We start from the raw sequence: 25,459 nt of genomic DNA on the forward strand, positions 1-25,459 counted from the left end.
CCGGCCGGCGCGCGGAAAGCGCGGATCAGGCCGAGGTTTCGGCGGCGATCCGGCGCAGGTTCTGCTCGAACACTTCCGGCGGCTGGCCGCCCTGGATCAGGTAGCGGCCGTTGACGATCACCGACGGTACCGCGCGCACGCCCTGACTCTGATAGAAGTGCTCCTGATGGCGAACGTCATCGGCATAGCGGCCTTCGTCCAGGACCTTGCGCGCTTCGCCGCCGTCGAGGCCGACCTGTTCGGCCGCGGCGACCAGCACGTCATGGTTGCTGACATTGCGGCCGTCGGTGAAATAGGCGCCGAGCAGCGCGCGCTTGAGTTCGCCCTGTCGGCCCTGCGTCTGGGCCCAGTGCAACAGGCGGTGCGCGTCGAAGGTGTTGTAGATGCGACTGCGCTTGTCCATGTTGAAGGTGAAGCCCACCTCCGCGCCGCGCTGGCGGATCGCCTCGCGGTTCTGCGCCATCTGCTCCGGCGTGCTGCCGTACTTGCGCGCCAGGTGCTCGCCAACGTCCTCGCCTTCCGGCGCCATCTGCGGATTGAGCTCGAACGGCTGGAAATGAATATCCGCCTCGACCTCGCCCTGCAGGTTGCGTAGCGCCTGTTCCAGCGAACCCAGGCCCACGGCGCACCAGGGGCAGACGACGTCGGAGACGAAATCGATTTGGAGGCGTTTGGCGGGCATGAGGCGGTTCCCCAGGGCAGAGTTCACGGTAAGTGGGGCCGCCGAGGGGAAAAGCAAGCAATCGCGCGGGGACACAAAAAAAGGCCGCTGATTGCGCAGCGGCCTTTGTTCTTGCCGGGTGATTACCTCGCGACTAGAAGTCGTACTGCGCCATCAAACGGAAGTACCGCGGCGTCTGATAGCTGGTCGGGATGCCGTACGTGGTGTTGTAGTAGGTGGTCGGATTGGCGCCCGGCTGGCGTTCGCCGACCTCGTTCACCACGACGGGCTTGGTGTTGTTGAAGGCGTTGATGACATCGAGCTTGAGCGTCAGCCCCTTGGCCCAGATCGGGGTGTAGACGACGTTGGGACTCAAGGTCCAGGTCCATGGCGTACGGCCGCGGCTGCCGCGCGGAGCGACGTCTCCTTCGCACCAGAAGTAGGCCGAGTCGTAGCTGGGGATGCCGTTGGCGATCGGTGCGCCGGCGCCGCCGCCGAAACAGTTCTTCGGCCGTCCCGACTGCACCAGCATGTTCAGGCCGACGGACCACTCGGACGAGAACTTGTAGGCGCCGTAGGCCTTGAAGCTATGACGGCGGTCATTGGGCAGGTAGCCGTTGGAGCCGATGCCGAGTTCCGGATAGTCGAAATCCTGCGTGGTGCCGGTATCGCTCTGGCCGTTGTCGGACTTCACCAGGCCTTCGGTATTCCCGTAGTTCTTCGACCAGGTGTAGGAGACGTTGGCGTACCAGCGGGCGTTGCCTTTCTCGGCGCTCAGCACGATGCCCTGGTAGCTGCGCTTGGCCTTGGTGCCGAACAGGTCGGCCGGGATGGTGACCGGGCGCAGCTGGCCGCTGCCGTCCAGATCGAGGTCCAGGGTCAGCGACTTGCCAGGGTTGTAGATGAAGCAGCCTGGCGTGTTCGGCGGCGGAGTGAACTGATCGCCATGGGCGTCCATGTCCAGGCCGATCGATTTGCCGTACTCGTAGAAGGGACGCCAGTCGCAGGTATCGTCGATTGCGTTGTTGAGCTTGCGATAGATGGCTTTGGCGCCGACGGTCCAGTTGTCGAGGAAGGGATGGTCGCTGCTGATCCTGTGCTGGAAGCCGAGAATGTATTCGTCCTGCGAGTAAGGACGGAGATTGCGGTCGGCTACCGAGCGGGGATCGGGCGTGGCGCCGCTTTCGCCGTTGACGATGACCGGCTCGCCGAGCTTGTCGCCGAGCACCGGCGCGCCGGTGACGGGGTCGACACCGCTATAGGTCCAGTCCTGGATGGTGTAGTAGGACGCGGTGGCGGCTCTGAGCGCGACATTGGCTGCGACGGGCAGGGAGTAGCGGCCGGCGGTACCGAAGACTTTCGTGCTCGAATCGCCGAACACATCCCAGGAGAAGCCCAGGCGCGGCTGCCAGATGTTGCGCTGCTTGACGAAGGTCTCGCCGGCGCCATTCATGTTGTTGAAGGAGTCGTTGCGCACGCCGATATAGGCGAGGAAGCGATCGCTGATCTGCCAGTTGTCCTGCAGGTACCACGATTTCTGGATGATCTTCACCGATCCGCCGGTGCGGAAGTTGTACACCGAGACGTAGTCATTGGCCGGATCCTCGTCCTCGCTCTGGTAGTAATAGAGCGCGCCGCCCGCATAGGTCTGGCCGGCATCCGACTTCCAGTCATCGCGGCTATAGCCGCCGGCGAGGCTGTGGCTTCCCAGCTTCCATTCCAGATCGACGCGCCAGTTCTTGCGCTGATCCTTGCCGCCGAAGATGTCGTTGTTCGTGGAGGTGTAGCAGGAGCGGTAGGGATCGTTCGTCACCGGTGTCCCGTTGGCGCCCGTGACCGACCATCGCCCATCGATGACGTAGGCGCAGCCTTGCGCCGGTGAACCGATGTCGCCGTCATACGTGGTGACCGTGCCATCCGGCGATATGTAGCGCGACGAATTGAGGCTGGTGAGCTTGCCGTACTGTGCGGAGAGCGTGAGGTTGTCGGCCAGGTAGCTGGTGTATTTGACGACATCCGTATTGCCGCCCAGCTTGACTTGCCGCTGGCCGAGATAATCCGTCGTGTAAGGCGTGCGGTCCTTGCCGTAGGCCGCGGTGAAATAGTTGTTGGTGGCGTGCTGGGTGTTGTTGAGGTGCGTGTACTCGATGATGTTGCTGTCGTCGATGTTCCAGTCCAGCTTGATCAGCGAGTACGGATTGTTGAACGTGTTGCGATTGGCGGAGTTGGGGGCGATGCCCTGGCCGGAACCGGAGGCGGCCGGGTACGCCGTCTGGGTCTGCCGCTGCGCCTGGAAGATGCCGAACAGGAACAGCTTGTCCTTGATCAGCGGCCCGCCGATCCACGCCGAGTAGACATTGTCGTTGGTCGCATTGCGCTCGAAGTTGCGGTACAGCGTGCCGTTCTTGCGGTAGGTGGTCGGCGCGCGTTCGCGAGCGAAATCCGGCGTATAGACCCAGCTGAGGCCACCCTTCCATTCGTTGGTGCCGCGCTTGGTCACTACGCTGGTGACGCCGCCGGTGGAGAAGCCGTACTGGGCGCCGTAGCCGCCGGTCTGCACGTCCAGCTGGTCGATGGCCTGGAACGGCACCTCGGTGAACGACAGGTTGTTGAACAGATTGGTGACGTTGAATCCGTTGACGTAATAGCTGTTCTCCGCCACCGACGAACCGCCGAACGAGGGCAGGTTGCCGAAGATCGGATCGCCCTTGATGGTCCCCGGCGTCAGCGCCGCCACATCCACGACATTGCGCGGCACGGGCAGGTTGTCGAGTTCGCTCGCGCTGAACGTGGTGCGGGATTCGACGCTGGCGACGTCGATCGCGGTCAGCGCATTGGCCGAGACGGTGACCGTGTCGAGGTTGCGCGCCGGTCCGGCGCCGCCGCCGTCGGCAAAGTTGAGCTGGGCGGACTGGCCTGCCACCACGTTGATCTCGCGGCTGCCCACGGTCTGTCCGTTGGCCTGGAGATTGACCTTGTAGCGGCCGATCGGCAGCGAACTGATGCGATAGCGGCCGTCCTTGTCGGCTTCGACCTGCCGGCTCGCGCCGGAACCCAGGTTCTGCACCTGGATGACCTGGGATGGCGCGGCGATGCCATAGATGTCGCCTACCGTGCTCTGCGCCGATGCGGCGCCGGCGAAAAGGCCGGCGCAGAGTGCGCAGGTCAGTGCGGTGCGCCGGAGGGCGGACGCACGCGAAAACGATGCTCGGCCATGCAGGGCATGGCCCGGATGTGGGATGGCTTTCAAGATGATTCTCCCCGTAAAGATCTTGGGTGACGCAGGGCGCCGGCGCGAGGCGCTTGGCCTCGATGAACGGGCTCAGTCGTGGCCCTGACGTTCGGTGAGCGAACGCTGAGCGGGTTGATAATCGGAGTGCCGGTACACGAACAATCGGACCGCTCCCAAAAGCGCAGCGTCATGCGCAAACCCGCGTGCGGGCGCCAAGCGCCGACATGCTTTGCGCATGTCGTGTCAGTTTTCCCCTTCAAGGCGGCTGGCGTTGAAGGTCATCCACGCGCGAAAAAAAACGGCGGCGCATGCGCGCCGCCGCCGTGTCGATCACCAAGAGCAGAGAATTTTTCTTAGAACTTGCCCATGAAATCCGCCTTCCCCAGCTCCGCGCCGGCGACGCGAAGAATCGCGTACGCCGTGGTGCAGTGAAAAAACAGATTCGGCAGCAAGTAATGCAGCAGGTAGGCCTGGCCTTCGAAGTGCTGTTCGCCGTTGCGCGTCTTGATGGTCACGGCGCGAGCTTCGCTGCCATCCACCTGCTCGGGCTTGAAGCCCTTGATGTATTCCACCGCGCGCTCGATGCGCGCATGCAACTGGTCGAAGCTGGTTTCGGTGTCTTCGAACTTGAGCGGCTCCACACCCGCCAGGCGGGCGGTGCCGTTCTTGGCCATGTCGGTGGCGATCTGCACTTGCCGCACCAGCGGCAGCATGTCGGGGATCAGGCGGGTCTGCAGCAGCACGTCGAGCGAGACGCCTTTGGCCTGCGCGTGTGCTTCGCCCTTCTTGAGTACATGGGTGAGGTTGCCCAGGGCGCGCAGGAACACGGGGACCGAGGCCTGGTACATGGAAAGCGTCATGGTGATGGCTCCGAGGAAGTGGCGGGACGGGAATCGACAGCATCGATGTCGACCGGCCGCGTGGTGGCGAGCGGCGACAGGTCTTCGGGCACGGCGGCAGCGCAAGGCGCCGGTCCCGCGGCATGCGTGGCGGCCAGGTCGGCGGTTCGGCGCGTGGTACGCGCGGCGATCAGCGTGCCAACCACCATCAGGCCAGCGGCCACGACGAAGGCGAGACCGGGCACGTGCAGCGGCGACGTGGGCGAGATCGAAAACGAAAAGACCTGCGCGAACAGCGTGGGGCCGAAGATGCCGGCGAAACTGCCGAGGCTGGCGATCGCGCCCTGCAGGCGGCCCTGTTCGGTGGGATCTACCTGATGCGTCATCAGCGCCTGGATCGGCGGACCGGACAGGCCCCACAGCGCCATCATCGGGATCCCCAGCAGGAACACCCAGCCCACGTTGGCCAGCCCCATCAGGAGGAAGGCGCCGACGCCGCACAGCATGCCGGCCAGCAGCACGCGGCGTTCGCCAAAGCGCGGCGTGAGCCGGCCGGTGAGAAAGGCCTGCACCGAGCCGTCGCAGGCGCCCACCAGCATCAGCACGAAGCCCACCGCCTGCACGCCCCAGCCATAGCGGTAATCGGCGTACAGCACGAAGGTGGTCTGCAGCACATAGTGCGCCAGATAGACCAGGAACATCACCACGCCCAGCCCGAGCAGCACCGGGTCGCGGCGCAGCAGCTTCAGCGCGCCCAGCGGGTGCGCGCTATGCAGTTCGAAGCGCGGCGTGCGCCGCTCTTTCGGCAGCGATTCGGGCAGCACGAACAGGCCGTAAAGGAAATTGCACATCGCCAGGCCCGCGGCCGCCCAGAACGGCATGCGCAGCGAGATATCGCCCAGCACGCCGCCCAGGCCCGGGCCCAGGATGAAACCCAGGCCGAAGGCGCCGCCCAGCATGCCGAACGCCGCGGCACGCTTCTCCTTGGGAGTGATGTCGGCGATGTAGGCATTGGCGGTGGTGAAGCTGGCCGCGGTCATGCCCAGCACGATGCGCGCGGCGAACAGCAGCCACAGCGTGGGCGCCACCGCGAGCACCACGAAATCCATCGCCAGGCCGAGATTGGAAATCAGGATGACCGGCCGCCGCCCGAACCGATCGGACAGCGCGCCCTGCACCGGCGAGAAGATGAACTGCACGAAGGCGAACACCGTGCTGAAGATGCCGACCCACGATGCCGCTTCGGCCACGCCGCCGCCAGCGAGCTGTTCGATCAGGTGCGGCAGCGTGGGGATCACGATGCCGAACGCCAGCATGTCCAGCAGCACCGTGACGAAGATGAAGGCGACCGCCGCGCGGCGCCGCGGCTCGGAGACTGGCGTGACAGGCTGGTCCATGGTCGGGCGGCAGGGGGAAAGCGCGCACGATAGCGCAATGCGGATGACGCGCGTTGTAGCGGCGCATCATGCGCATCGACCCGGCAGAAACCTCAGGCTGGCGGCGCCGCGAGTTCCTTCGCGTCGAGGTAGCCGTCGTGGTTGCGGTCCAGCTTGTGGAACTGCCGGCGCAGGTTGTCCTGGTGCTGGCGCAAGGTCACGGGCTTCCCGTGGCCGCCTGGCAGTTCCTCCGGCTCGAGCACGCCGTCGCCGTTGGTGTCCATGCGACGGAAGCCGGCGCTGAGATAGTCCACGTACTCCTGCTCGCTGACGCGGCCATCGCCGTCGGCATCCATCAGCTTGAGGTACTCCGCCGGGGTGCGCGGGTAGCCCTGCGCGGCGGCGAGCAGCGGCAACGCCGCGAGGGTTGCCGCCAGGGCGCGACGCATCAGCGCGCGCCGCCGCGGATGCCGATGAATTGCAGGAATTCGGCGCGGGTGCGCGCGTCCTCGCGGAAGGAACCAAGCATCTGGCTGGTGATCATCGATACGCCGCGCTTGTGCACGCCGCGGGTGGTCATGCACTCGTGGCTGGCGTCGATCACCACCGCCACGCCGGCCGGATGCAGGTTTTCCTGGATGCACTGCGCGATCTGCGCGGTGAGCTTTTCCTGCACCTGAAAGCGGCGCGCGTAGGCTTCCACCACGCGCGCCAGCTTGCTGATGCCGACCACGCGGTTGGTCGGCAGATAGCCGACGTGGGCACGGCCCACGATCGGCGCCATATGGTGTTCGCAGTGGCTTTCGAACTCGATGTCGCGCAACACCACCATCTCGTCGTAGCCGGCCACTTCCTCGAAGGTACGGCGCAGGTATTCGCCCGGATCGGTGAGGTAGCCGGAGAACCAGTCGCGATACGCCTTGACCACGCGCTTGGGCGTATCCAGCAGGCCTTCGCGCGACGGATCCTCGCCGGCCCAGCGCAACAGCACGCGTACCGCCTCCTCGGCCTGCTCGGGGGTGACGTCGGTCGGGTGCTGGTCGCTCATGGGGATTCCTTTGGATGTCGCAGGTGGACAAGTGTAGCGCCGGCGTCAAGCCAGGGCCCCGGCGATGCCCTCAGGGGTCGGGAACGAAGCGTCCCGGGAAGGGTTCCGGCTGGGTGGTCCGGGGACGCCCGATCGGCAGGATGCCCCGGGCCAGCAGGTTTTCCCGGGTGTCGTAGTACAGCGTGATCACTTCGTCGGGCGTATCGGAGGCGCGCTCGAACGCCACCTCGGTGACGACGGAGTGCTCGCGCTCCCCGTGGCCCGTGCCCAGCGGCGTGCCGGCTTCGGCCAACCGTTGCATCTTGGCGGCGGCCGGTGCGGGCAGTGCCTGGTTGGCGGCCACGCCGTCGGCGTCGTAGTCAGGCGGTGGCAGCGACTTGCGCCGGAACACGGCCACGCCGATCACGCCCACGTTGTCCGGGCGCCCGGTCTTTGCCGCATAGCTGTCGCCAAGATCGGTGAACACGAAATCGGCGACCTGGGTGAGGCTCTTGCGCCAGCCCAGCACGTCGGTATTTGCGCGCGGGTCGAGCACGTAGCCGGTCTGCGACCAGCCCGCGGTCTGGCCGGATACCGCGTTGACGCCGTCCACCGACAGCACTGCGAGCAGGTCGGCGTCGCTGCGGCTGCGCAAGCGGACCTGGTAGCGGTGGCCTGGTTCGCCGGCGACGTAATAGTGGCCCCGGGAGGCATAGACCGGCAGGCTGCGCCCGCTGGTGCGGTCGTACACGCTCAAGGTCAGCAGGCGGCCCACTGCCGGGTTCGGCAGATAGCCGACGGCGCAGGCGAGGGTGGCGTGCGCGAGGCCGGCGGCCAGCGCCAGCGCGATCATCAGGGTTTTCATGGACGGCTCCGGCGGGCATCGCGATCCGATGCATGGGCTGGAACGCCGCGCGGACGCCGTCGGGGTTGATGGTCATCGTCGGGCTGTCTATGGTCCCGTGTGACGATGGAAAAAAGAGCGAACCCATGACCCTGCGTATTTCCCGCGACACCAAGCTATGCATGTCGCTGTCCGGCCGTCCCGGCAATTTCGGCACGCGTTTCCAGAACTATCTCTACGACGCCCTGGGCCTCGACTACGTCTATAAGGCGTTCACTACGCGCGACCTGCCGGCGGCGATCGGCGGCATCCGCGCGCTGGGCATCCGCGGCTGCGCGATCTCGATGCCGTTCAAGGAGGCGAGTATTCCGCTGGTGGATTCGATGGATCCGTCCGCCGCGGCGATCGACTCGATCAACACCATCGTCAACGACGATGGCCATCTGCGCGGCTACAACACCGATTACATCGCGGTAGCCAGGCTGATCGAACAGCATCGCGTATCGCCCGATACTGCGCTCGCGCTGCGCGGCAGCGGCGGCATGGCCAAGGCAGTGGCGTGCGCCTTGCGCGACGCGGGGTTTCGTCGCGGCCACATCGTGGCGCGCAACGAAGCCACCGGCCGCGCGCTGGCGCAGACCACGGGTTATGACTGGGCGCCGGACATGCGCGGCATCGAGGCGGGATTGCTGGTCAACGTCACGCCGCTGGGCATGGAGGGGCCCGATGCGCAGGCGCTTGCGTTCACCGAGGCGGAGATCGAGCGCGCGTGCGTGATATTCGATGTGGTGGCGTTGCCGCCGGAGACGCCGCTGATCCGCCTGGCGCGCGCGAAGGGCAAGCCGGTGATTACCGGCGCGGAGGTGATCGTGCTGCAGGCGGTGGAGCAGTTCGTGCTCTATACGGGCGTGCGGCCGGAGGATGCGTTGATCGCGGAGGCGGCGGCGCACGCGCTGGCCTAAAGAACTCTTCTCCCTCCGGGGAGATGATGCCAGCAGGCAGATGAGGGGCCACTCTGGCGAGGGTCTTTCTACGGAGCGAAGAAAAGCTCTTAAGTTTTCTCGACCCTCAGCTCACTACTCCGCCCGGCCCCTCACCCCAACCCTCTCCCCGAAGGGGAGAGGGAGCAGGAGGGGGCTCACTCGCCCGCTTCGTCCTCTTCTTCAATCTCTCCGTTAGGCGACTCGCCCAGCAACTGCTGCACCTGTTCGCCCGGCAACGTTTCCACGTGTCGCAGCTTCCGTTCGATCGCGCGCGTACGCACGCCGGCCTGGTCGATCACGTTGCTCGCTTCGGTGAGCTTCTTGCGCGTCTTTTCCAGGACGCCGGCGAACTTGCCGAATTCGGTCTTCACGGCGGCGAGCAGCTGCCATACCTCGCTGCTGCGCTTCTCGATCGCCAGCGTGCGGAAGCCCATCTGCAGGCTGTTGAGCAGGGCCGTGAGCGTGGTGGGGCCGGCCAGGGTGATGCGGTAGTCACGCTGCAACAGGTCGGACAAGCCAGGGCGGCGAATCACTTCCGCATACAGGCCTTCGGTAGGCAGGAACAGGATGGCGAAGTCGGTGCTGTGCGGCGGCGCCACGTACTTGCTCTGGATGCGCCTGGCTTCCTCGCGCACGCGCACTTCCAGCGCGCGGCCCGCGGCCAGTGCGGCGTCGGCGTCGGCCGCTTCCTGCGCGTCGAGCAGGCGCTGGTAGTCCTCCACCGGAAACTTGGCGTCGATCGGCAGCCATACCGGCTGCTCGCCGTTGTTGCCGGGCAGGCGGATGGCGTACTCCACGCGCTCGGCCGAGCCGGGGATGGTGGCGACGTTGGATGCGTACTGGTCGGGGACCAGGATCTGCTCCAGCAGCGCGCCCAGCTGCACTTCGCCGAAGGTGCCGCGCGTCTTCACGTTGGTCAGCACGCGCTTGAGGTCGCCCACCCCGGTGGCCAGGCTCTGCATCTCGCCGAGGCCGCGCTGCACCGCCTCCAGGCGTTCGGAGACCAGCTGGAACGATTGGCCGAGGCGCGTTTCCAGCGTGTTCTGCAGCTTCTCGTCCACCGTGGCGCGCATCTGTTCGAGCTTCGCGGCGTTGTCATCCTGGATCGCCTTGAGCTTGTCTTCCAGGGTGGCGCGCACTTCGCCCAGCCGCTTCTCGTTGTCGGCGGTGAGCGCGGCCAGGCGCTGCTGCTGCTGTTCGCCGAAGCGGTTGAGCGCGAGCGTGAGTTCCTGGCGGCTGTGGCGCGCGTCCTCGGCCAGCCGCTGCGCCAGTGCCTGCAGGCCGGCGTCGGTGCGTTCGGTGAGCAGATTCAGGCGCTGGCCGAAGCCGTCGATGCGTTCGGCCTGATGCTGGTTCATGCCGCCGAGCTGTTCGCCCACGTGGCCGCGGAAACGGTCGAAGCCCTGCTGCAGTTCCTCGCGGCCCGCGCGCTGCTCCTCGCGCAGGACGCGCTGCAGGCGCTCGCCGTCGTCCTTGAGCGCATCCAGGCGCGCATGCGTGCCGCCGTCGTCCCGCCCGCGCAGCAGGATCACCTGCAGCGCCAGCACGGCGAGGGCGAGGATGGCCAGGACGATGAGCAGGATGTCGGTAAGGGGCATGGCGATTCCGGACGGCAATGCCCTAAGTGTACGCGTCGCCGTCTCAGGCGCTGGGACGCGGGTGTGCGGCGGTCCTCACCACACCCGGCAGAACACCGCCTTCAGATAACGCCCCTCCGGCACGTCGCTGCGCACGGGGTGATCCGGGCCGGCGCCGCGCGCCTCCAGCACCTGGATCTCGCGGCCGGCGTTGAGCGCCACGCGGCGCAGCATCTCCAGGAAATCCGCCTCGCTCACCAGGCCGGTGCACGAGCAGGTCAGCAGCAGGCCGCCGGGCGGGATCACGTCCAGCGCGAGGCGATTCATCGCGAAGTACTTCTTCAGCGCGTCGACCACGCGGTTGCGATCGCGGGTGAGCTTGGCCGGGTCCAGCACCACGGCGTCGTACTGCTCGCCGCGCGCGATCGCCGCGCGCAGCCAGTCGAAGATGTCGGCTTGTTCGAAGCGCGCGTCCTGGCCGTTGGCGGCGGCGTTGGCGCGCGCCACCTCGAGGATGCCCGCGTCCATGTCCACGCCGGTGGCCTCGCGCGCGCCGGCGGCGAGCGCATGCACGGCGAAGCCGCCGGCGTTGCAGCACAGGTCCAGCACGCGGCGGCCGCGCGCCAGTTCGGCGAAGCGGGCGCGGTTGTCGCGCTGGTCGGCGAAGAAGCCGGTCTTGTGGCCCAGGCCCGGCGCAGCGTGGAAGCGCAGGCCGTGCTCGTGCACTTCCACCGGCGCGGGCGCGTCGGCGGCACGGCAATCGAAGGATTCCTGCTTCTGCACGTGGCTCTCCGCGAACCAGTACAGGCGCGCGCCGGGAAAGTGCGAGAGCAGCGCGGCGTGGATCGCCTCGCGGAACTTCCACATGCCGGCGGCGAAGTATTCGATCACCAGGATGTCGGCATAGCGGTCCACGATCAGGCCGGACAGCCCGTCGCCTTCGCTGTGCACCACGCGCCAGGCGTCGGTGGCGCGGTCCAGCTGCAGCAGTTCGCGGCGCAGCTGCACGGCACGGGCGATGCGCGCGGCGATCCAGTCCGCGTCGATGCTCTCATCCGGATCGGCGGTCAGCAGGCGCAGCGCGATGCGCGCGTGGCCGTTCCAGAAGCCGCGGCCGACGAAGCGGTCCTTGGCGTCGATCACTTCCACCACGCTGCCCGGCGGCAGCCGCTGCTCAGGCTTGTGCACCTGCGCGGACCACACCCAGGGGTGGCCAGGCGTGCGATCGGACTTGAGGCGGATGACGGGCAGGGCGGGGGCGGGGCTATTCATCCGCCCATGATACCGGCTGCGCCCCGCCGGCCCGCTTTCTTCGCGCGAAAAAGCTCAGCGCAGGCGCAGCGCCAGCCAGGACAGCAGGGCCAGCAGATTGATGCCCAGGCGCGACACCGCCGGCCCGGCCACCGCCAGCACGAAGCCCTGCGAGCCCACGTGCCAGTCCAGGCCCAGGTGCGGCGAGGCCTGCAGTGTGGCGAAGATGTTGACGAAGGCGCCGCAGTGCAGGCCATAGCTGAGCATCGGCGTGGCGACCAGCGGCAGCTGCAACAGCTGCGCGATGCGCGAGAAGGTCACGCCGCGCTCGCTGTTGCCCAGCAGTTCGAAGCCGGCCACCAGCACGAAGGCGTACAGCACCAGGCCGATCACCGTGACGATGGAGTCGTGGGCGGAACCGAGCGGCAGCAGGCGGCGCAGCATGCTCACCAGGCCGTAGAAGCCGCCGGCGACTTCGAGAATGCCGATCAGGCGGAAGAGGAAACTGCGCACGCGGGTGGTCCGTCGACAAAAGAGCGGCAAGCTTAGCCGGACCGCATGGCCGAGCGTAGGCTGACGCCCGACCTCACCTACGCCATGAGTACGCCGCGCGGCTCGTCCAGGATCGCGTGCGGCACGAAGCGCGCCGAGTCCTGCGTCACCGGCGAGGCGTCCTCGCGGATGCCCATGCCGCAGGCGCGGTCGGCCACCACCCAGCTGCCGATCAGCGGATGCACGCCGCCCAGGTCCGGCAGCGGATGCCAGGCCTGGCGGATGCACGGGCCTTGATAGGGGCCGCCGGTTTCGACGCGGCGGCCATCGGGCAGGTGCATGGTCACGTTGGCGCCTTCGCGCGAATGGATCGGCTTGCGTACCCACCCGCGCGGCAGTTCGCCGCCATCGTCGAACGCGGCCGGCAACAGGTTGGGATGTCCCGGATGCTTCTCCCACAGCAGCGGGAGGATGCCCTTGTTGCTGAGCACGGCCTTCCACGGCGGCTCGATCAGCTGCAGGCCCGAGGCCGGCAAGTAGCGACCGAACTCCTCGCGCAGCATGTCCTCCAGCGGATACAGCTTGAACAGCGCGCCGATGACGCGGTCGTGCACGTCGGTGAAGCGTCCGTCCGCGCTGATGCCGATGTCCTCGATCGGCATCGTGCCGCTCTCGATGCCGGCCTGCAGCGCGCAGTCGCGCAAATAGGCGATGGTGCCCTGATCTTCGGCCGACGAGCTCAGCGCGGCGAACAGGAACGGCCGCGCGATATGGCCGGCGATCGCGCCGAAGGCTTCCACCAGCGCTTCCTGGATCGAGTTGAACTGGTCCGCGCCGGCGGGCAGGCCGTTGCGCGCGAGCTGGTCTTCCAGCCACTCCCACTGGAAGAACGCCGCTTCGAACAGCGAGGTAGGCGTGTCGTAGTTCAGTTCGTAGAGCTTGGCGGGACCGCGGCCGTCGTAGGCGAAATCCATGCGGCCGTACAGATGCGGCTGGCGTTCGCGCCAGCTGCGCGCGATCCAGTCCCAGTAGGCCTCGGGAATGGCCAGGCGGCGCAGCTGGCGTTCGCTGCCGACGATCTCGTCGACCAGGTCCAGCGCCATCGCGTGGAGCGTTTCGGTCGGCGCCTCGATGTCGTCTTCGATCTGGCGCAGGGAGAAGGCGTAATAGGCCGACTCGTCCCAGTACGGTTCGCCGTCGATGGTGTGGAACACGAAGCCGCAGTCGGCCGCGCGGGCGCGCCAGTCGGGGCGCTCGCGAATCGCGATGCGGCGCATCAGCTGCCGGCCCGGCCGCGGAAGGACGAACCGAAGCCGCCGCGGCTCACCGTCACGGCGCGGTCGGGCACCGCGCTCACCGGCACCATCGCGCGCGAGCCGCTGCCGCTGTAGCCGCCGTAGTAACCGCCGGCACCGCTGCCGCCGCGCCGGTCGTTCGGATCCGGCTGCTGCCACTGGCCGGCGCTGTTGCGGAAGGCCGGGCCGCCGGTGAAGCCCTGCATCGGGCTGCCGTTGCGCAGCATCTGCGACAGGAAGAAGCCGGTCATCATCGGCCCGAAGAAGGAATGGCCGGTGTTGTCGCGGCGTTCCTCGCAGCGGTCCCAGTCGTAGGTGGTGGCGCATTCCTCGCGGCTGGCGAAGCGCGGGCCGTTCTGCTCGGCGTCGGTCTTGGCCTTGGCGAACGCCTGCTCGCAGGTCGCACGGTCGCCGGTCTGCGCCGTGCAGGATGCCACCGAGGTGTACAGGCCTTCGCGAGTGGAGTCGTCGTCGCCGCAGGCGGTCAGGTAGAGAGGCAGGCTGCTCATCAGCAGCAGGGCGGCGGTCCTGGAGCGTTTCATCGCACCTTCCATTGCGTCATCGCGGGCGTCGAAGCGGCAAGCATGCCCGCGCCGCGCGCGGGAAGGAAGTTCCCGGGGCAAATTCTTTCGACACCAGGTGCCATGCGATCGTCACCATCCGGCGGTATTCATGACCGTTGCAAGACAAGCCGCAACCTAGGGTTAGCCCCAGTAGGCGCCCGCCTGCGGGGACCTTTCCAATAGCGCACCCTTGTCCCCATCCGCAAAGGCTTACGATCATGGCGATCCCGCGCGACCTCGGCATCCAGGCCTATACACCGCCGCCGCCCCCGCCGCCGCCGCCGGAGAAATACCGCGTCGAGCACGGCGATACGCTCGAGGGCATCGCCCAGAAATTCGGCACGACGGTGGAAGCGCTGCACCAGGCCAACCCGGCGGTATCGGGCTCTCGCATCATGCCGGGCGACGTATTGGCCATGCCGCCGGCGAATGCGCCGGCCGTCGCCGGCGCGCCGGCGCCCGCGCCCACGCCGCAGCAGATGGTGAACCGGGCGCTCAACAACTATCAGGAGGCCGTCACGGACAACCGCACCGGTGACCTGCCCGGCTTGCAGGACACGCTCGACAAGGCCGTCGACGCCGAAGTGCAGGCGCGCCTGAAGGAGCCGGTGAACGACGGCCTCACCCCGCAACAGCGCAAGCAGCTGGGCGAGCAGCTGCCGAGCCTTGCCGAGCGCGAGGCATCGGCGCGTAAGGACATCCTCGGCCGCTACCAGGGCGACACGGCGATCCAGCACGCGGTGGACAAGCAAGAGGCATCCAGCCTTCTGGCCAGCAACGCCAACGCCGGCTACAGCTCGCCGAAGGACAAGCTGCTGGCGCTCGACACGGCGCTGAAGAATGTCAGCTCCGACCAGGTGCGCACGCTGGCCGAGGCCGATCCGGCCTTCGCCAAGACCGTGCAGGACGCTGCCGACTGGGCCGCGCAGCCATATAAGGAAGAGCAGCTCACCAACAGCCGCCAGATCGAGCCGAAGGCACAGCAAGCCGAGCAGTCCGCCGGCCGCTACGCCGAGCTGATGGCGGGCCTGTCTTCGCCGGCCGCGCGTGCCGCCATCGCGTCGCAGGGGCGCACGCAGATGGAGCAGCTCACGCATTTCGCTTTCTTCTACGACAGCGAGCAGCGCCACTCCGGCAACATCCTCTCCGATCTCTCCACGGTGGTGGGTACGTTGCGCCAGAACGATCCGCAGGCGGCGCAGTCGCTTGCCAACGATCTGGCCATGCAGCTGCCGGATCCGCGCATCGTCGCCGATTCGATGAACACGCAATCGATGCTCACCTCGATGGCGCAGCAGTCCGGCGACCCGACGCTGGCGCTGACCTTCGTGGACAAGGTGCGCAGCAGCGGCAACGACCGCATCAACAACGCGTGGTGCGAACAGACCATGACGGAGCTGTTCAAGACCGTGCAGGACACGCACTACCGCGTGGACGGCGCCGTCGAGTCGTACGTCAAGCTCACCGGCGAGCTCAACAGCCTGATCGCCAAGGAAGGCAAGTCCATGACTGCCGATCAGCTCAAGGCGGCGATCGACAGCTACAAGGCAAAGAAGGGACCGGATTGGGAGCAGCAGGTCGCTGCCGCGCAGCAGCGCATTGCCGACGACGGCAAGCTGCTGCTCTCCCAGCAGGCCGCGCTGGGCGATTGGGCCGCCGCGCATCCGGGCGACCAGAAGGCGGTGAACGACACGCTGGGCAAGATCTTCGGCAGCGACAACAACCAGGCGGCGATGAAGCTGGCGGTGCAGAGCGATCCCACCGTGCTCAAGGGCGAGCAGGGCAAGACGCTCATCAACGTCTGGGCGCAGTACGGCAAGGTCGCCGACCAGGCCGGCCGCAAGCTCACCCAGGAGCTGGGCACCAACTACGTCAAAGGCAGGCTCAGCGACCTGCAGAAGCAGCTCGGCGAGACCGGCAAGGATCTGGCTGGCCGCACGCGCGTGATCCAGCAGCTGGACGAACTGGGCGACAACAAGCCATTGGCTGCGCTGCTCGGCGTGGACGGCGGCAAGGTGAGCGGGCTGAAGGAAGCCACCGACGTGCTCAAGGGCAACGTCAACGATTTCCGGGCGCTGGCCGACTCCGCCAAGACCAAGGAAGCGCTGGAAGCGGCCCTGCTGGATGGCGAAAAGGACACCAACGACAAGCTGGGCAAGATCAAGGCGTTCGACAGCGGCAGCGCGCTGGGCAAGCTGTTCCGCACCTTCAGCGTCGGCGCGGCCGGCCTGAGCCTGGCCAGCGCCACCGATAAGCTCGGCACCGGCAAGAACACCCTGGACGAAGTCCGCAACTGGATATCCGCCGGCGCGAGCGCGGTGGGCTTCAGCCAGAAGACCGCGGGCCTGCTCACCGGCCTGAAATGGGTGCCGGACGAAGGGGCGTGGAAATTCACCGCGAGCCGCCTGGTGGACCACTCCGTAAACCTGCTTTCCGGCGCCATCGATCTGTGGAAGTCCGGTGAGGCCTTCAACAACGGCAACTCCACCGAAGGCGCACTCTACGCCACCACCGGCGTCGGCTCGCTGATGTGGGTGGCCGGCAATGCGGCGGCGACGGGCGAGGGCCTCACCGGCGCCGCGGCGCTGGTCGGCGGTTCGGCGGAGCTGGGCGGCTGGGCCGGCCCGATCGGTATCGGTCTGGTCGCGCTGGGCACGGTGGGCCTGATGGCGTACCAGAGCAAGAAGGACAATGACCAGGCCGTGCCGGGCCGCGAGGCCTTCCTGCAAGGCCTGGGCTACAACGAAAGCGCATCCAAGGCGCTTGGCGCATGGCACAGCGACGACGACCAGCCGGCGGCGAACATGTTGATGCGCTACGGCGAGCTGCACGGCATGAACACGCAGCAGACCATGGATTGGTTCAACAAGCTCGGCGCCGACCAGCAGAAGACCTTTGCGGGTGCGCTGCTGTCCTCGCTCGATACAGTCGGTGGCGACCCCGCCAAGTTCGGCGCCACCAACCGCAGCGACGGCACCTGGGACGGCTGGGCCAAGGACAATGCGCTGATCGCGGGCAACGTGAACCATGGCGTGTTCGGCAGCGGCCCCGGCGTGCTGTTCCGCGCCACCGCGATCGCGGGCAATCCGTTCCCGCTCAACACCGAGCAGAGACCCGAATCGGCGCACCAGCTCGACGTGGTGCTGAAGAACGTGCTCGGCGTCGACCCGCCGACACCCTGAGAGAAAGGCGGGCTGGGCGCTAGCCGGCGCCCAGCTCGTCGGCGAGCTCGTGGAGATCTTCCACGTGCTGGTCCCACCAGCGCGATTCCGCGGCGAACGGGAACGCGGCGGGAAACGCCGGATCGTCCCAGCGCGCGGCGATCCAGCCGGCGTAATGCACCTGACGCATCGCGCGCAGCGCCGGGACCAGGGCCAGTTCGGTGCGGTCGAACTCGCGGAACTGCTCGTAGCCGGTCAGCAGCGCTTCCATCGCCTCGTCGTCGTTGGCCAGCATCCACAGATCCTGCACCGCCGGTCCCGTGCGTGCGTCATCGAGATCGACGAAATGCGGGCCATGGTCGGTCCACAGCACATTGCCCGGATGGCAATCGCCGTGGAGCCGCAGCTGGCGCACCGGGCCAACCGCGTCCAGGCGCAGCGCCACCATCTCGTCCACGCGTTGCGCGGCGACGCGGTAGCGCGATTGCAGCGGCGCCGGCAGCAGCGGCGAGGCGAGCACCGCCTGCATCGGCTGCTCGATCAGCGTGGCGCGGTCCACGCGGCCGCGATGCGCGAACGATGCGCGTGCGCCGATCAGATGCATGCGCGCGATCAGGCGTCCGAGCCATTCGAGCTGTTCGGCCGATTCCAGCGATGGCGCGCGGCCGCCGCGGCGCGGCGACAGTGCATAACGGAAGCCGGCGTGATGTAGCAGCGTGCGTCCGCCGAAGGCGAGCGGCGCGACCACGGGCAGTTCCGCCTCGGCCAGTTCCAGCGCGAAGGCGTGTTCTTCCAGGATGGCCGCATCGTTCCAGCGGCCAGGGCGATAGAACTTCGCGATCACCGGCGACGCATCGTCGATGCCGACCTGCCACACGCGATTTTCGTAGCTGTTGAGCGCGAGCAGACGGCCGTCGGGATAAAGGCCACAGGCGGCGACCGCGTCGAGCACGTGGTCGGGAGTGAGCGAGGCGTAGGGGGCTTCTTGAGACATCAGGGACACCGTGTTTTTTCTGCTCCCTCTCCCCTCCGGGGAGAGGGTTGGGGTGAGGGGCCGGGCGGAGCGTAGAAGCGGGAACGGAAAGCGTGCCTCGCGCCGTCGATGTTCTGCCACGAGCCCTGCCCCCTCGAAGGAAATCCCTGTAGGAGCGGCACCTTCTCCCGAAGATGGAGAAGGACTTCAGGGTGCGACGTTACTTCTTGGCCACCCGCGCCGGAATCACCGCCATCGTGATGCGCGAGATGCACACCAGTTCGCCCGCCTCGGTCTCGATGCGGATCTCCCACACCTGCGTGCTGCGCCCCACGTGCAGCTTGCGCGCCGTGCCGACCACGATGCCTTCGCGCACGCCGCGGATATGGTTGGCATTGATCTCCAGGCCCACTGCCGCTTCCTGCGCGGGATCGAGCGTGAGCATGGCGGCGGTACTGCCCAGGGTCTCGGCCAGCACCACCGAGGCGCCGCCGTGGAGCAGGCCATAAGGCTGGTGCGTGCGATGGTCCACCGGCATCGTGGCCTGAAGCCAGTCGTCGCCGACGGCGGTGAGGCGGATGCCCAGCGTCTCCATCATGGTGTTCGCGCTCCAGGCGTTGAGACGCGCCAGGTCGGTGTCCTGCTTCCAGATCGCTGCCATGGTTGATACTCCGGGAAAGAGCCCGCATTGTCGGGCCACCCCGCCCGCCGCGACAATCGCACCTGTGCTCACCGTCACCCTCAAGCAATCCGGCCGCCGTTTCCCGGTCGAGCCCGGGGAAACCGTGCTGGAAGCCGCGCAGCGGGCCGGCATCGCGCTGCCGTACTCATGCCGCGCGGGCGTGTGCGGCAGCTGCAAGGCCACCTTGCTGCAGGGCAGCTGCGACTATCCGCGCAATCCGCCGCTGGCGCTCTCCGGCACCTCGCCCGCGCAGCACGCCGTGCTGTTGTGCCAGGCGGTGCCGCGCGAAGACCTGCTGATCGCCGCGCGCGAGGTGACCTCGGTCGAGGACATCGCGCGGCGGCGGCTCGATGTGGAAGTGACGGAGAAAATTTCGCTGGCGCCGGACGTGATCGGCCTGTACCTGCGGCCCGTGCCGGGCGAGACACGACTGAACTGGTTGCCGGGACAATACCTGGACGTGCTGCTCGACGATGGACGTCGCCGTCCGTTCTCCATCGCCAGCGGCCCACGGGCGGACGGCACAATCGAGATGCACGTGCGCCATGTTGCCGGCGGTGGCTTTACCTCGTGGGTCGCCGACGGCTTGCGCGTCGGTGACCGCCTGCGCATCGAAGCGCCGCTGGGCACGTTCGTGCCGCGCGAGGATTCGGAGCGTCCGATGGTGTTCATGGCCGGCGGCACCGGTTTCGCGCCGGTGAAGGCGATCGTGGAGCACTTCATCGCGCTGGGCACGCGCCGGCCCATGCGGGTGTACTGGGGCGCGCGCAATGCGGCCGACCTGTATCTGCTCGAGTTGGCCCGCAGCTGGGAGCGCACGGCGCACGCACTGCGCTTCGAGCCGGTGCTGTCCGACCCCGAGCAGGCCGCCGCCAGCGGCCTGCGCATGGGCCTGGTGCATGAGGCCGTGCTGGAAGACCTGCCGGATCTCTCCGGCCACGACGTCTACATGAGCGGTCCGCCGGCGATGATCGATGCCGGCCGCAAGCTGTTCCTGGAGGCCGGTCTGCCCGAGGAGCGGCTCTATTACGACTCGTTCGACTACGCGCCCGACGTGCTGGCGCAGATCCTCGCCGGCCGCGCCGGCCTGGTCCACGCCTGATCCTTCCGCGCCTGGTTTTTCGGAGCCCCAAAACGCATCGCGCGCCCTGAAGGCGCGCGAGAGGCGGGCGAAGCGTTGGCGGCGGAGCGGGCTTACTTGGCGCCCTTGGCCACCGGCAGCTGCGCCTGCTGCCATGCGAACACGCCGCCGCCGAGGGTGTAGACCTTGGCGAAGCCGGCCTTGACCAGCCGCTGGGCGGCCTTGTCGGCGGCGCCGCGGCCGTCCTTGTCCATCAGCACCACGGGCAGTTCCTTGGCCTTGGCCAGATCCTTGTTTTCCGGGTCGAACTGGCTCATCGCCACGTGCCTGGCGCCCGGGACGTGCATCTTCTCGAAGTCCGCATAAGCGGAGAGATCGATCAGCAGCGGGCTCTCGCGGTTGATCAGCAGGGTGAGGCCGGCCGGGGTCAGTTCCTTGTACTTGCGCAGCAGGCGCATGACTTCCAGCACGACGATCGCCACCAGCAGGATGACGAACAGCGCCGAGAGCGCGAGGTGGTTGCCGATGAACTCGGGCAGCTTGTGCAGGACGTCATTCATTCGAAGGTTTCCGCGGGCGCGGAAGGTCCGCGCGATGAGGGCAATGAGATCGAACCGGCGATTATACGGGCTGCAGGCCCGCCGGGCTCACTGGGCGGAAATGCTGGGCAGGCCGGAGACCAGCCACCAGCGGTTGGCTTCCTGGTCGTAGCGCCAGGTCTGGCGGTCGATCACGGTGCGCTCGACCTGGGTGTTGTTGTTGACCAGGCTGATCGCGACGATCTGGCGCACCTCGTTGTCGCCATTGGGCGCGGGGCCCTGGCCGTCGTCGTAGCCGGTGACGCGGTACTGGTCGTAGCGGGACATCTCCAGCGGGCTGGGCGTCTTTTCGGCGCGGACCTTCGGATCGATGAACTGCAGCGCGTTGCCGAAGTCGCCCCAGCGGATCACGCCGCCATAGGCATTGAGCGTGCGGGTGAGCGATTCGTTGCGCCGGTCGGTGGCGCAGCCCGCGAGCAGCAGGGTGGACAACAGCACGAGCAGGGCGGCGAAGGCGTGCAGGCGGCGCATGGCGGATTTCCCCGGAGAAGACCCGCCCATTCTGCCGCAAGCGCCGGCCCGCCGGGGCCGTGCCGGGTCGTCAGTCCCGGCGTTTTGCGACGAAGCGCGCGCTCAGCGTGGCCGCCGGCTTGGCATCGCTCTCGCCCGGCACGCGGCACGCCACCTCGATCCGCGCGCGGCCGCGCGTGCGCAGCGTGTGGATGAAGGTGTCCCAGTCCGCGCCTTCGGCCAGGCGTGCTTCGCTCAGAAGGTCGTCCCACACCGGCTCCAGATACTTCACCGTCGAGGCGGCCACGAACACGTCGCAGTCGTAGCCGCGCCGGCGCAGTTCCAGCTCGACCAGGCCCCAGCCATTGAGCGTCATCAGGCTGACCAGGCTGCCGCCGAAGGCGCAGCCCTTGTCATTGATGTTGGGTCCCAGCGGCGCGGCGATGGCGAGGTGATCCTCGTCGTGGCTGTGCAGGCGCAGGTCCATGCTGTGCGCGAGAGGAATCGTGTCGCGGATGAACGCGATCAGGTGCTGGGCGGGCGAAGCGGCGGCGGTCATGTGGAGCGTAAGCAGGCGAGGGGGTGGGGAACCGGCAAGTCTAGCGGGAGGAATGCGGCCCCACATGGGTGGCGAGTCATGGAGACGGTGGCGCGGGTCACGACCCGTCGCGCAACCCTCGCTACACTCGCGCGGTCTCCCTCCGGGCATGCCATGAGTTCGATCCGCGCCAAGGTTTCCCTCCCGCTCGCCGATCGCGTGGTGGTGATCACGCGGCCGGCCGGCACCGCCGCGCCGCTGGCGCGCCAGGTGCGCCGGCTGGGCGGTGAGCCGCTGGCGCTGCCGGGCTTGTCGCTGCGCGGCCCCGACGATACGCGTGGCGCTGCCGCCATCCTGCGCGCGGCGTTGCGCGACGAACTGCTGGTGTTCACCAGCCCGGCCGCGGTGCGCTTCGCCGCACGGCTGGCGCCGCTGCGTACGCGCGCCGTGGTGCTGGCGGTGGGGCAGGGCACCGCGCGCGCGCTGCGCCGGCACGGCATCGACGCGCTGGCGCCGGAGCGTCAGGACAGCGAGGGCTTGCTCGCCCATCCGTCGCTGCGCGAGCTGCGCGGCGTGCGCGTGGCATTGATCGGCGCGCCGGGCGGACGTGGCCTGTTGCGCGAGGCGCTGACCGCGCGCGGTGCGGTGTTGCGTGAGCTGCATGTGTACCGTCGGGTGGCGCCGCGCCTGTCGCGCCGGCACATCGCCGCGGTGGAAGCGTTGTCGCGCTCGGCGCGGGTGCTGCTGTCGTCCGCCGAGGCGCTGGATAACCTGCATGCGCTGCTGCCGCCGCTGGCGTGGAAGAAACTGTGCGCGACCACGGCGATCGCCAGCAGCGAGCGCCTCGCCGAAGCGGCCCGCGCCGGCGGCTTCGCGCGCGTGCGCATCGCCGCGTCCGCGCTGGCCGTGGATCTGCTCGCCGAAGCCGCGCGCTGAGCGCGCCTCGGCATTGCGATAGCCCGTTTTCACGCCTGTTTGATGCGAACAGCCATACGCGGGCTGCTAGCATGGCGCGCATGAGCCAGGACACTGCCACGCCCGACAGCGCCTCGAAGGCGCCCGCCCCCCATGCCCATGCGCCGCGCCGCGGCAGCACGGTGGCCCTTGCCATGCTTGTCGCGCTGGCCGCCGCCGGCGGCACCGGCTACGTAGGCTGGCGCCAGTACGTGCAGGAGACCGGCGTGCGCGGCGCCACGCAGGCCACCGCCGGGCTGGAAACGCGCGTGGCCAACATGGAGCGCGCGCTGGAACAGATGGAAAGCGAACGTGGCCTGCTGCGCCAGCGCCTGGGCGATGCCGATCAGGTCAACCGTTCGCTGCGCGAGGAGCTGCTGGGCCAGTCCGAGCGTACGCGCAACCTCGAGGACGCGGTGGCCAAGCTGTCGGAGAAAACGCTCTCCGGCCATGACGGCATGCTGCTGGACGAAACCGAATCACTGCTGCGCATGGCCAAGGAACGCTATGTGCTGTTCCATGACGCACAAGGCGCCGCGGCGGCGTATGCGCTGGCCGACCAGACGCTCGCCGCGGTGAACGACGGTGCGTTCTCCGGTCTGCGCCAGAGCATCAATGCCGAGCGCGAGGCCCTGGCCAAGAGCCAGCCGGCCAGCCAGGCCGCGGCACTGGACGCGCTCACGCGCCTGCGCGCCGCCACGGCGACGCTGCCGCTGAAGCCGCTCGATCGCGCCGATGCAGTCGCCGCGCCGGAGACGGCGTGGACGCGCGTGCGCCACGCGGTGGTGGACGTGATCCGCGTGCAGCGCGTGAACGGCGCGCCGCTGGCGGTGGCCGACGCGCGTTTCGCGCGCGAGCTGGCCGGCCTCGAGCTGGCCCAGGCCCAGGCCGCGCTGCTCGCCTATGACGGCACCAGCTACGCCGATGCGCTGAAGCGTGCCGACACGAATCTGTCCACGCAATTCGACACCCAATCGCCGGACGTGCAGCAGGCGCGCGCGAAGCTGGCCGAGCTGGAGAAGCAGCTGCCCGCGAACGCCCCGGTGGAGCTGGGCGCCGCCTTGGCCGAGCTGCGCAACCTGCGTTCGGTGCATGCCTTGCGTCCGGCCGCCGAAGGCGCGACGAAGCCGGCGGACGGAGCCAAGCCATGAATCTGTGGCGCTGGATTCTCCTGCTCGTGGTCGTCGCCGCGCTGGCCGCCTTCGGCTGGCACTGGGTGGCCGAAGACCCGGGCTATGTGATGGTGCAACTGCGTGGCTGGCAGGCGGAGACCTCGGTAATCGCCGCGGTGGTCGTGCTGCTGGTGGCGTGGGGCCTGCTCACCGCACTGTGGCGCCTGGCGCGCTGGCCGTTCGGGGCGCTGTCGCGCCGCCATCGTCGGATCAGCCGGCAGCGCCTCGCCGATGGCCTGGTCGCGTTGATGGAGGGCCGGCACGGCGACGCCGAGCGCGACCTCAACCGGGCCTCGCGCCTGGACAGCCTGCGCGGTCCGGCGCTGCTTGCCTCCGCCGAGGCATCGTCGCGCCGTGGCGAACATGGCCGCGCGCTGGAGGCGCTGGCCGAAGCCGGCCAGTCCGCGCCGCGCGCCGCGCGCGTGCTGCGCGCGCGGGTACTGCGCCGCGACGGCAAACCGGCCGAGGCGCTGGCCTTGCTGGCGCCGGAAGCCGATGCCGGCACGCTCAGCCCGGGCGGCTGGCGCGAGCTGGCGATCGCCGCGCTGGAAGCGGGCGATTTCCGCCGCGCGCGCGAAGCGCTGGAGCCGTTGCAGAAAAGCGGCGCGCTCGGGACGAAGGGCTACGTCGCGCTCGAAGCGAAGGTGCTGGGCGCGTCGCTGCGCGCCGCGCCCGATGGCGCCGCACTGAATCAGCTGTGGTCGCAGCTGCCGAAGACACAGCGCCGCGCGCCCGCTGCCGTGGATGCCTATGCGCGTACCGCCGCCGGCTTCGGCATGGTGCTGGCGGCGATGGACGAAGTGGAATCCGCGCTGCGCCGCGAATGGTCGCCGCTGCTGATCGAAACCTACGGCGTGCTCGGCGACGACAATCTCGAGGCGCGCCTGCGCCGCGCGGAAACCTGGCTCGACACGCATCCCAACGATGCCGGCCTGCTGCTCACCCTGGGCCGCATGTGCGTGCGCCTGAAGCTGTGGGGCAAGGCGCACCAGTTCCTGGAACGGTCGCTCGCGCTCAAGCCTTCCGCCGCCGCGTGGGAGGCGCTGGGCGATGCCTGCGCCGGCCAGGGCGACGCGGTCCTCGCGCAGCTGTGCTATCGCAACGCACTGGCGTTCGGCCGCGGCGGCAAGACCGAGCCGCTGCCGGCGGACGGCAGCCGCGGCTCGCGCCTGGACACGCGTCCGGTCGCGGTGGAAGAACGCAGCGAGCACGGCGTCCCGCGCCTGCGCGAGTGACCCCGCCGCTCAGCCCTTCGAGACCGCCCAGGTGAGGAACGCGGCGTTGACCGTGGTCAGCGTCAGGGCGAGCAGGAACAGCGCATCCGATATCCGCTCCAGCCGATGGTTCCGGCTGAGGCTGCGCGTGCGCAGCGCCCAGTACGACAGCAGGCAGGCGAGCAGATAGAGGATGGTGTTGAGCGCCAGCAGGTCGTTGCCGATCAGGTCGACCTTCCGCATCGCCACCGCCACGCGCAGGATGCCGATGACCGTGATGCACACGCCGACCATCGCCGCCGAGGCGGTGAAGATGTGCACGCAGATGTCGTGATCCAGGGGCTTCGTCTTGGGCGACCAGTTCATGGCGGAGTGTTGCCTGCGGAAATAAGCAAGATGGAGACCGACGCTTCGCGCCGGCGGTTCGCGGACAGGTTCTTGCGTTCAGCGGGAAACAGGAAAAGCGGGCCAGCCGCTCGATGCCGGTTCGCGGCT

Annotated in this window: 24 protein-coding genes; 6 read left to right on the forward strand and 18 right to left on the reverse strand. The window is 68.2% G+C overall.

The genetic code is table 11. The annotated features are described in order from the left end of the window. Positions 1-25: 25 nt before the first annotated feature. The 7 genes from ACNR9O_RS22645 to ACNR9O_RS22675 form a co-directional block, all read right to left on the reverse strand. The gene (locus ACNR9O_RS22645; protein WP_473684467.1) at positions 26-682 is read right to left on the reverse strand and encodes a DsbA family oxidoreductase; all 657 of its coding nucleotides are present in this window, start codon (positions 680-682) and stop codon (positions 26-28) included. A gap of 133 nt (positions 683-815) precedes the next feature. Next, on the reverse strand, positions 816-3,911 hold the full coding sequence (locus ACNR9O_RS22650; protein WP_473684466.1) for a TonB-dependent receptor: 3,096 nt from the start codon (positions 3,909-3,911) through the stop codon (positions 816-818). A gap of 335 nt (positions 3,912-4,246) precedes the next feature. Further along, positions 4,247-4,753, reverse strand: coding sequence for a DUF1993 domain-containing protein (locus ACNR9O_RS22655; RefSeq protein ID WP_473684464.1), 507 nt, complete (start codon positions 4,751-4,753; stop codon positions 4,247-4,249). Beyond that, the gene (locus tag ACNR9O_RS22660; RefSeq protein ID WP_473684462.1) at positions 4,750-6,129 is read right to left on the reverse strand and encodes a TCR/Tet family MFS transporter; all 1,380 of its coding nucleotides are present in this window, start codon (positions 6,127-6,129) and stop codon (positions 4,750-4,752) included. The genes ACNR9O_RS22655 and ACNR9O_RS22660 overlap by 4 nt, the downstream gene beginning before the upstream one ends. Positions 6,130-6,221: 92 nt before the next feature. Next, positions 6,222-6,557 carry an EF-hand domain-containing protein gene (locus tag ACNR9O_RS22665; RefSeq protein ID WP_473684460.1) on the reverse strand — a complete coding sequence of 112 codons (336 nt, stop codon included), beginning with the start codon at positions 6,555-6,557 and terminating at the stop codon, positions 6,222-6,224. After that, on the reverse strand, positions 6,557-7,156 hold the full coding sequence (folE, locus tag ACNR9O_RS22670) for a GTP cyclohydrolase I FolE (protein WP_473684458.1): 600 nt from the start codon (positions 7,154-7,156) through the stop codon (positions 6,557-6,559). The genes ACNR9O_RS22665 and folE overlap by 1 nt, the downstream gene beginning before the upstream one ends. 70 nt (positions 7,157-7,226) lie before the next feature. Next, entirely contained in the window at positions 7,227-8,000 is a 774-nt protein-coding gene (locus ACNR9O_RS22675) for a hypothetical protein (protein ID WP_473684456.1), read from the reverse strand. A 125-nt stretch (positions 8,001-8,125) separates the two neighbouring features. On the opposite strand from ACNR9O_RS22675, the gene ACNR9O_RS22680 reads away from it, so the two are divergent. Then, positions 8,126-8,941, forward strand: a complete 816-nt coding sequence (locus ACNR9O_RS22680) for a shikimate 5-dehydrogenase (RefSeq protein ID WP_473684454.1) — start codon at positions 8,126-8,128, stop codon at positions 8,939-8,941. A gap of 176 nt (positions 8,942-9,117) precedes the next feature. Here the strand turns inward: ACNR9O_RS22680 and ACNR9O_RS22685 are convergent, their stop codons facing one another. The 5 genes from ACNR9O_RS22685 to ACNR9O_RS22705 form a co-directional block, all read right to left on the reverse strand. Then, entirely contained in the window at positions 9,118-10,560 is a 1,443-nt protein-coding gene (locus ACNR9O_RS22685) for a DNA recombination protein RmuC (RefSeq protein WP_473684452.1), read from the reverse strand. A gap of 75 nt (positions 10,561-10,635) precedes the next feature. Beyond that, a complete protein-coding gene (locus tag ACNR9O_RS22690; RefSeq protein WP_473684450.1) occupies positions 10,636-11,811 on the reverse strand; it encodes a class I SAM-dependent rRNA methyltransferase in 1,176 nt (391 codons plus the stop codon). Positions 11,812-11,865: 54 nt separating this feature from the next. Next, a complete protein-coding gene (locus ACNR9O_RS22695; RefSeq protein ID WP_473684448.1) occupies positions 11,866-12,303 on the reverse strand; it encodes a hypothetical protein in 438 nt (145 codons plus the stop codon). 77 nt (positions 12,304-12,380) lie between these two features. Continuing rightward, complete coding sequence (locus tag ACNR9O_RS22700; protein WP_473684446.1) at positions 12,381-13,559, reverse strand: glutathionylspermidine synthase family protein; 1,179 nt, start codon at positions 13,557-13,559, stop codon at positions 12,381-12,383. Beyond that, on the reverse strand, positions 13,559-14,119 hold the full coding sequence (locus ACNR9O_RS22705; protein ID WP_473684444.1) for a DUF1190 domain-containing protein: 561 nt from the start codon (positions 14,117-14,119) through the stop codon (positions 13,559-13,561). The genes ACNR9O_RS22700 and ACNR9O_RS22705 overlap by 1 nt, the downstream gene beginning before the upstream one ends. A 239-nt stretch (positions 14,120-14,358) precedes the next feature. Here ACNR9O_RS22705 and ACNR9O_RS22710 point away from each other — a divergent pair, with 239 nt between their 5' ends. Further along, complete coding sequence (locus tag ACNR9O_RS22710) at positions 14,359-17,322, forward strand: LysM peptidoglycan-binding domain-containing protein (protein WP_473684442.1); 2,964 nt, start codon at positions 14,359-14,361, stop codon at positions 17,320-17,322. A 19-nt stretch (positions 17,323-17,341) separates the two neighbouring features. Here ACNR9O_RS22710 and ACNR9O_RS22715 read toward each other — a convergent pair whose 3' ends face one another. Then, positions 17,342-18,295 carry a serine/threonine protein kinase gene (locus tag ACNR9O_RS22715; protein ID WP_473684440.1) on the reverse strand — a complete coding sequence of 318 codons (954 nt, stop codon included), beginning with the start codon at positions 18,293-18,295 and terminating at the stop codon, positions 17,342-17,344. Between the two features lie 199 nt (positions 18,296-18,494). Continuing rightward, on the reverse strand, positions 18,495-18,935 hold the full coding sequence (locus tag ACNR9O_RS22720) for a hotdog fold thioesterase (protein ID WP_473684438.1): 441 nt from the start codon (positions 18,933-18,935) through the stop codon (positions 18,495-18,497). A 64-nt stretch (positions 18,936-18,999) separates the two neighbouring features. Here ACNR9O_RS22720 and ACNR9O_RS22725 point away from each other — a divergent pair, with 64 nt between their 5' ends. Beyond that, positions 19,000-20,058, forward strand: a complete 1,059-nt coding sequence (locus tag ACNR9O_RS22725; protein ID WP_473684436.1) for a 2Fe-2S iron-sulfur cluster-binding protein — start codon at positions 19,000-19,002, stop codon at positions 20,056-20,058. Between the two features lie 92 nt (positions 20,059-20,150). On the opposite strand, the gene ACNR9O_RS22730 is transcribed toward ACNR9O_RS22725, so the two are convergent. The 3 genes from ACNR9O_RS22730 to ACNR9O_RS22740 form a co-directional block, all read right to left on the reverse strand. Next, the gene (locus tag ACNR9O_RS22730) at positions 20,151-20,597 is read right to left on the reverse strand and encodes a rhodanese-like domain-containing protein (protein ID WP_473684434.1); all 447 of its coding nucleotides are present in this window, start codon (positions 20,595-20,597) and stop codon (positions 20,151-20,153) included. An 87-nt stretch (positions 20,598-20,684) separates the two neighbouring features. Further along, positions 20,685-21,107, reverse strand: a complete 423-nt coding sequence (locus tag ACNR9O_RS22735) for a hypothetical protein (protein ID WP_473684432.1) — start codon at positions 21,105-21,107, stop codon at positions 20,685-20,687. A 70-nt stretch (positions 21,108-21,177) separates the two neighbouring features. Next, positions 21,178-21,645: a YiiD C-terminal domain-containing protein gene (locus ACNR9O_RS22740; RefSeq protein WP_473684430.1), complete on the reverse strand. Its 468-nt coding sequence runs from the start codon at positions 21,643-21,645 to the stop codon at positions 21,178-21,180. A 153-nt stretch (positions 21,646-21,798) separates the two neighbouring features. Here ACNR9O_RS22740 and ACNR9O_RS22745 point away from each other — a divergent pair, with 153 nt between their 5' ends. The 3 genes from ACNR9O_RS22745 (at position 21,799) to ACNR9O_RS22755 (ending at position 24,985) form a co-directional block, all read left to right on the forward strand. Beyond that, the gene (locus tag ACNR9O_RS22745; protein ID WP_473684428.1) at positions 21,799-22,560 is read left to right on the forward strand and encodes a uroporphyrinogen-III synthase; all 762 of its coding nucleotides are present in this window, start codon (positions 21,799-21,801) and stop codon (positions 22,558-22,560) included. An 80-nt stretch (positions 22,561-22,640) separates the two neighbouring features. Then, positions 22,641-23,729, forward strand: coding sequence for a uroporphyrinogen-III C-methyltransferase (locus ACNR9O_RS22750; protein WP_473684426.1), 1,089 nt, complete (start codon positions 22,641-22,643; stop codon positions 23,727-23,729). Next, positions 23,726-24,985, forward strand: coding sequence for a heme biosynthesis HemY N-terminal domain-containing protein (locus ACNR9O_RS22755; protein ID WP_473684424.1), 1,260 nt, complete (start codon positions 23,726-23,728; stop codon positions 24,983-24,985). The genes ACNR9O_RS22750 and ACNR9O_RS22755 overlap by 4 nt, the downstream gene beginning before the upstream one ends. A 9-nt stretch (positions 24,986-24,994) precedes the next feature. Here the strand turns inward: ACNR9O_RS22755 and ACNR9O_RS22760 are convergent, their stop codons facing one another. Continuing rightward, entirely contained in the window at positions 24,995-25,330 is a 336-nt protein-coding gene (locus ACNR9O_RS22760) for a hypothetical protein (RefSeq protein WP_473684422.1), read from the reverse strand. Positions 25,331-25,459: the final 129 nt, after the last annotated feature.

The organism is Dyella sp. CR10 (assembly GCF_055814425.1).

Coding starts and splice junctions, on each gene's coding strand:
- ACNR9O_RS22705 (WP_473684444.1), bottom strand. CDS start 14,119: ATGAAACGCTCCAGGACCGCCGCCCTGCTGCTGATGAGCAGCCTGCCT.
- ACNR9O_RS22685 (WP_473684452.1), bottom strand. CDS start 10,560: ATGCCCCTTACCGACATCCTGCTCATCGTCCTGGCCATCCTCGCCCTC.
- ACNR9O_RS22745 (WP_473684428.1), top strand. CDS start 21,799: ATGAGTTCGATCCGCGCCAAGGTTTCCCTCCCGCTCGCCGATCGCGTG.
- ACNR9O_RS22740 (WP_473684430.1), bottom strand. CDS start 21,645: ATGACCGCCGCCGCTTCGCCCGCCCAGCACCTGATCGCGTTCATCCGC.
- ACNR9O_RS22680 (WP_473684454.1), top strand. CDS start 8,126: ATGACCCTGCGTATTTCCCGCGACACCAAGCTATGCATGTCGCTGTCC.
- ACNR9O_RS22690 (WP_473684450.1), bottom strand. CDS start 11,811: ATGAATAGCCCCGCCCCCGCCCTGCCCGTCATCCGCCTCAAGTCCGAT.
- ACNR9O_RS22715 (WP_473684440.1), bottom strand. CDS start 18,295: ATGTCTCAAGAAGCCCCCTACGCCTCGCTCACTCCCGACCACGTGCTC.
- ACNR9O_RS22655 (WP_473684464.1), bottom strand. CDS start 4,753: ATGACGCTTTCCATGTACCAGGCCTCGGTCCCCGTGTTCCTGCGCGCC.
- folE (WP_473684458.1), bottom strand. CDS start 7,156: ATGAGCGACCAGCACCCGACCGACGTCACCCCCGAGCAGGCCGAGGAG.
- ACNR9O_RS22760 (WP_473684422.1), bottom strand. CDS start 25,330: ATGAACTGGTCGCCCAAGACGAAGCCCCTGGATCACGACATCTGCGTG.
- ACNR9O_RS22645 (WP_473684467.1), bottom strand. CDS start 682: ATGCCCGCCAAACGCCTCCAAATCGATTTCGTCTCCGACGTCGTCTGC.
- ACNR9O_RS22710 (WP_473684442.1), top strand. CDS start 14,359: ATGGCGATCCCGCGCGACCTCGGCATCCAGGCCTATACACCGCCGCCG.
- ACNR9O_RS22720 (WP_473684438.1), bottom strand. CDS start 18,935: ATGGCAGCGATCTGGAAGCAGGACACCGACCTGGCGCGTCTCAACGCC.
- ACNR9O_RS22660 (WP_473684462.1), bottom strand. CDS start 6,129: ATGGACCAGCCTGTCACGCCAGTCTCCGAGCCGCGGCGCCGCGCGGCG.
- ACNR9O_RS22675 (WP_473684456.1), bottom strand. CDS start 8,000: ATGAAAACCCTGATGATCGCGCTGGCGCTGGCCGCCGGCCTCGCGCAC.
- ACNR9O_RS22750 (WP_473684426.1), top strand. CDS start 22,641: ATGAGCCAGGACACTGCCACGCCCGACAGCGCCTCGAAGGCGCCCGCC.
- ACNR9O_RS22730 (WP_473684434.1), bottom strand. CDS start 20,597: ATGAATGACGTCCTGCACAAGCTGCCCGAGTTCATCGGCAACCACCTC.
- ACNR9O_RS22665 (WP_473684460.1), bottom strand. CDS start 6,557: ATGCGTCGCGCCCTGGCGGCAACCCTCGCGGCGTTGCCGCTGCTCGCC.
- ACNR9O_RS22700 (WP_473684446.1), bottom strand. CDS start 13,559: ATGCGCCGCATCGCGATTCGCGAGCGCCCCGACTGGCGCGCCCGCGCG.
- ACNR9O_RS22735 (WP_473684432.1), bottom strand. CDS start 21,107: ATGCGCCGCCTGCACGCCTTCGCCGCCCTGCTCGTGCTGTTGTCCACC.
- ACNR9O_RS22755 (WP_473684424.1), top strand. CDS start 23,726: ATGAATCTGTGGCGCTGGATTCTCCTGCTCGTGGTCGTCGCCGCGCTG.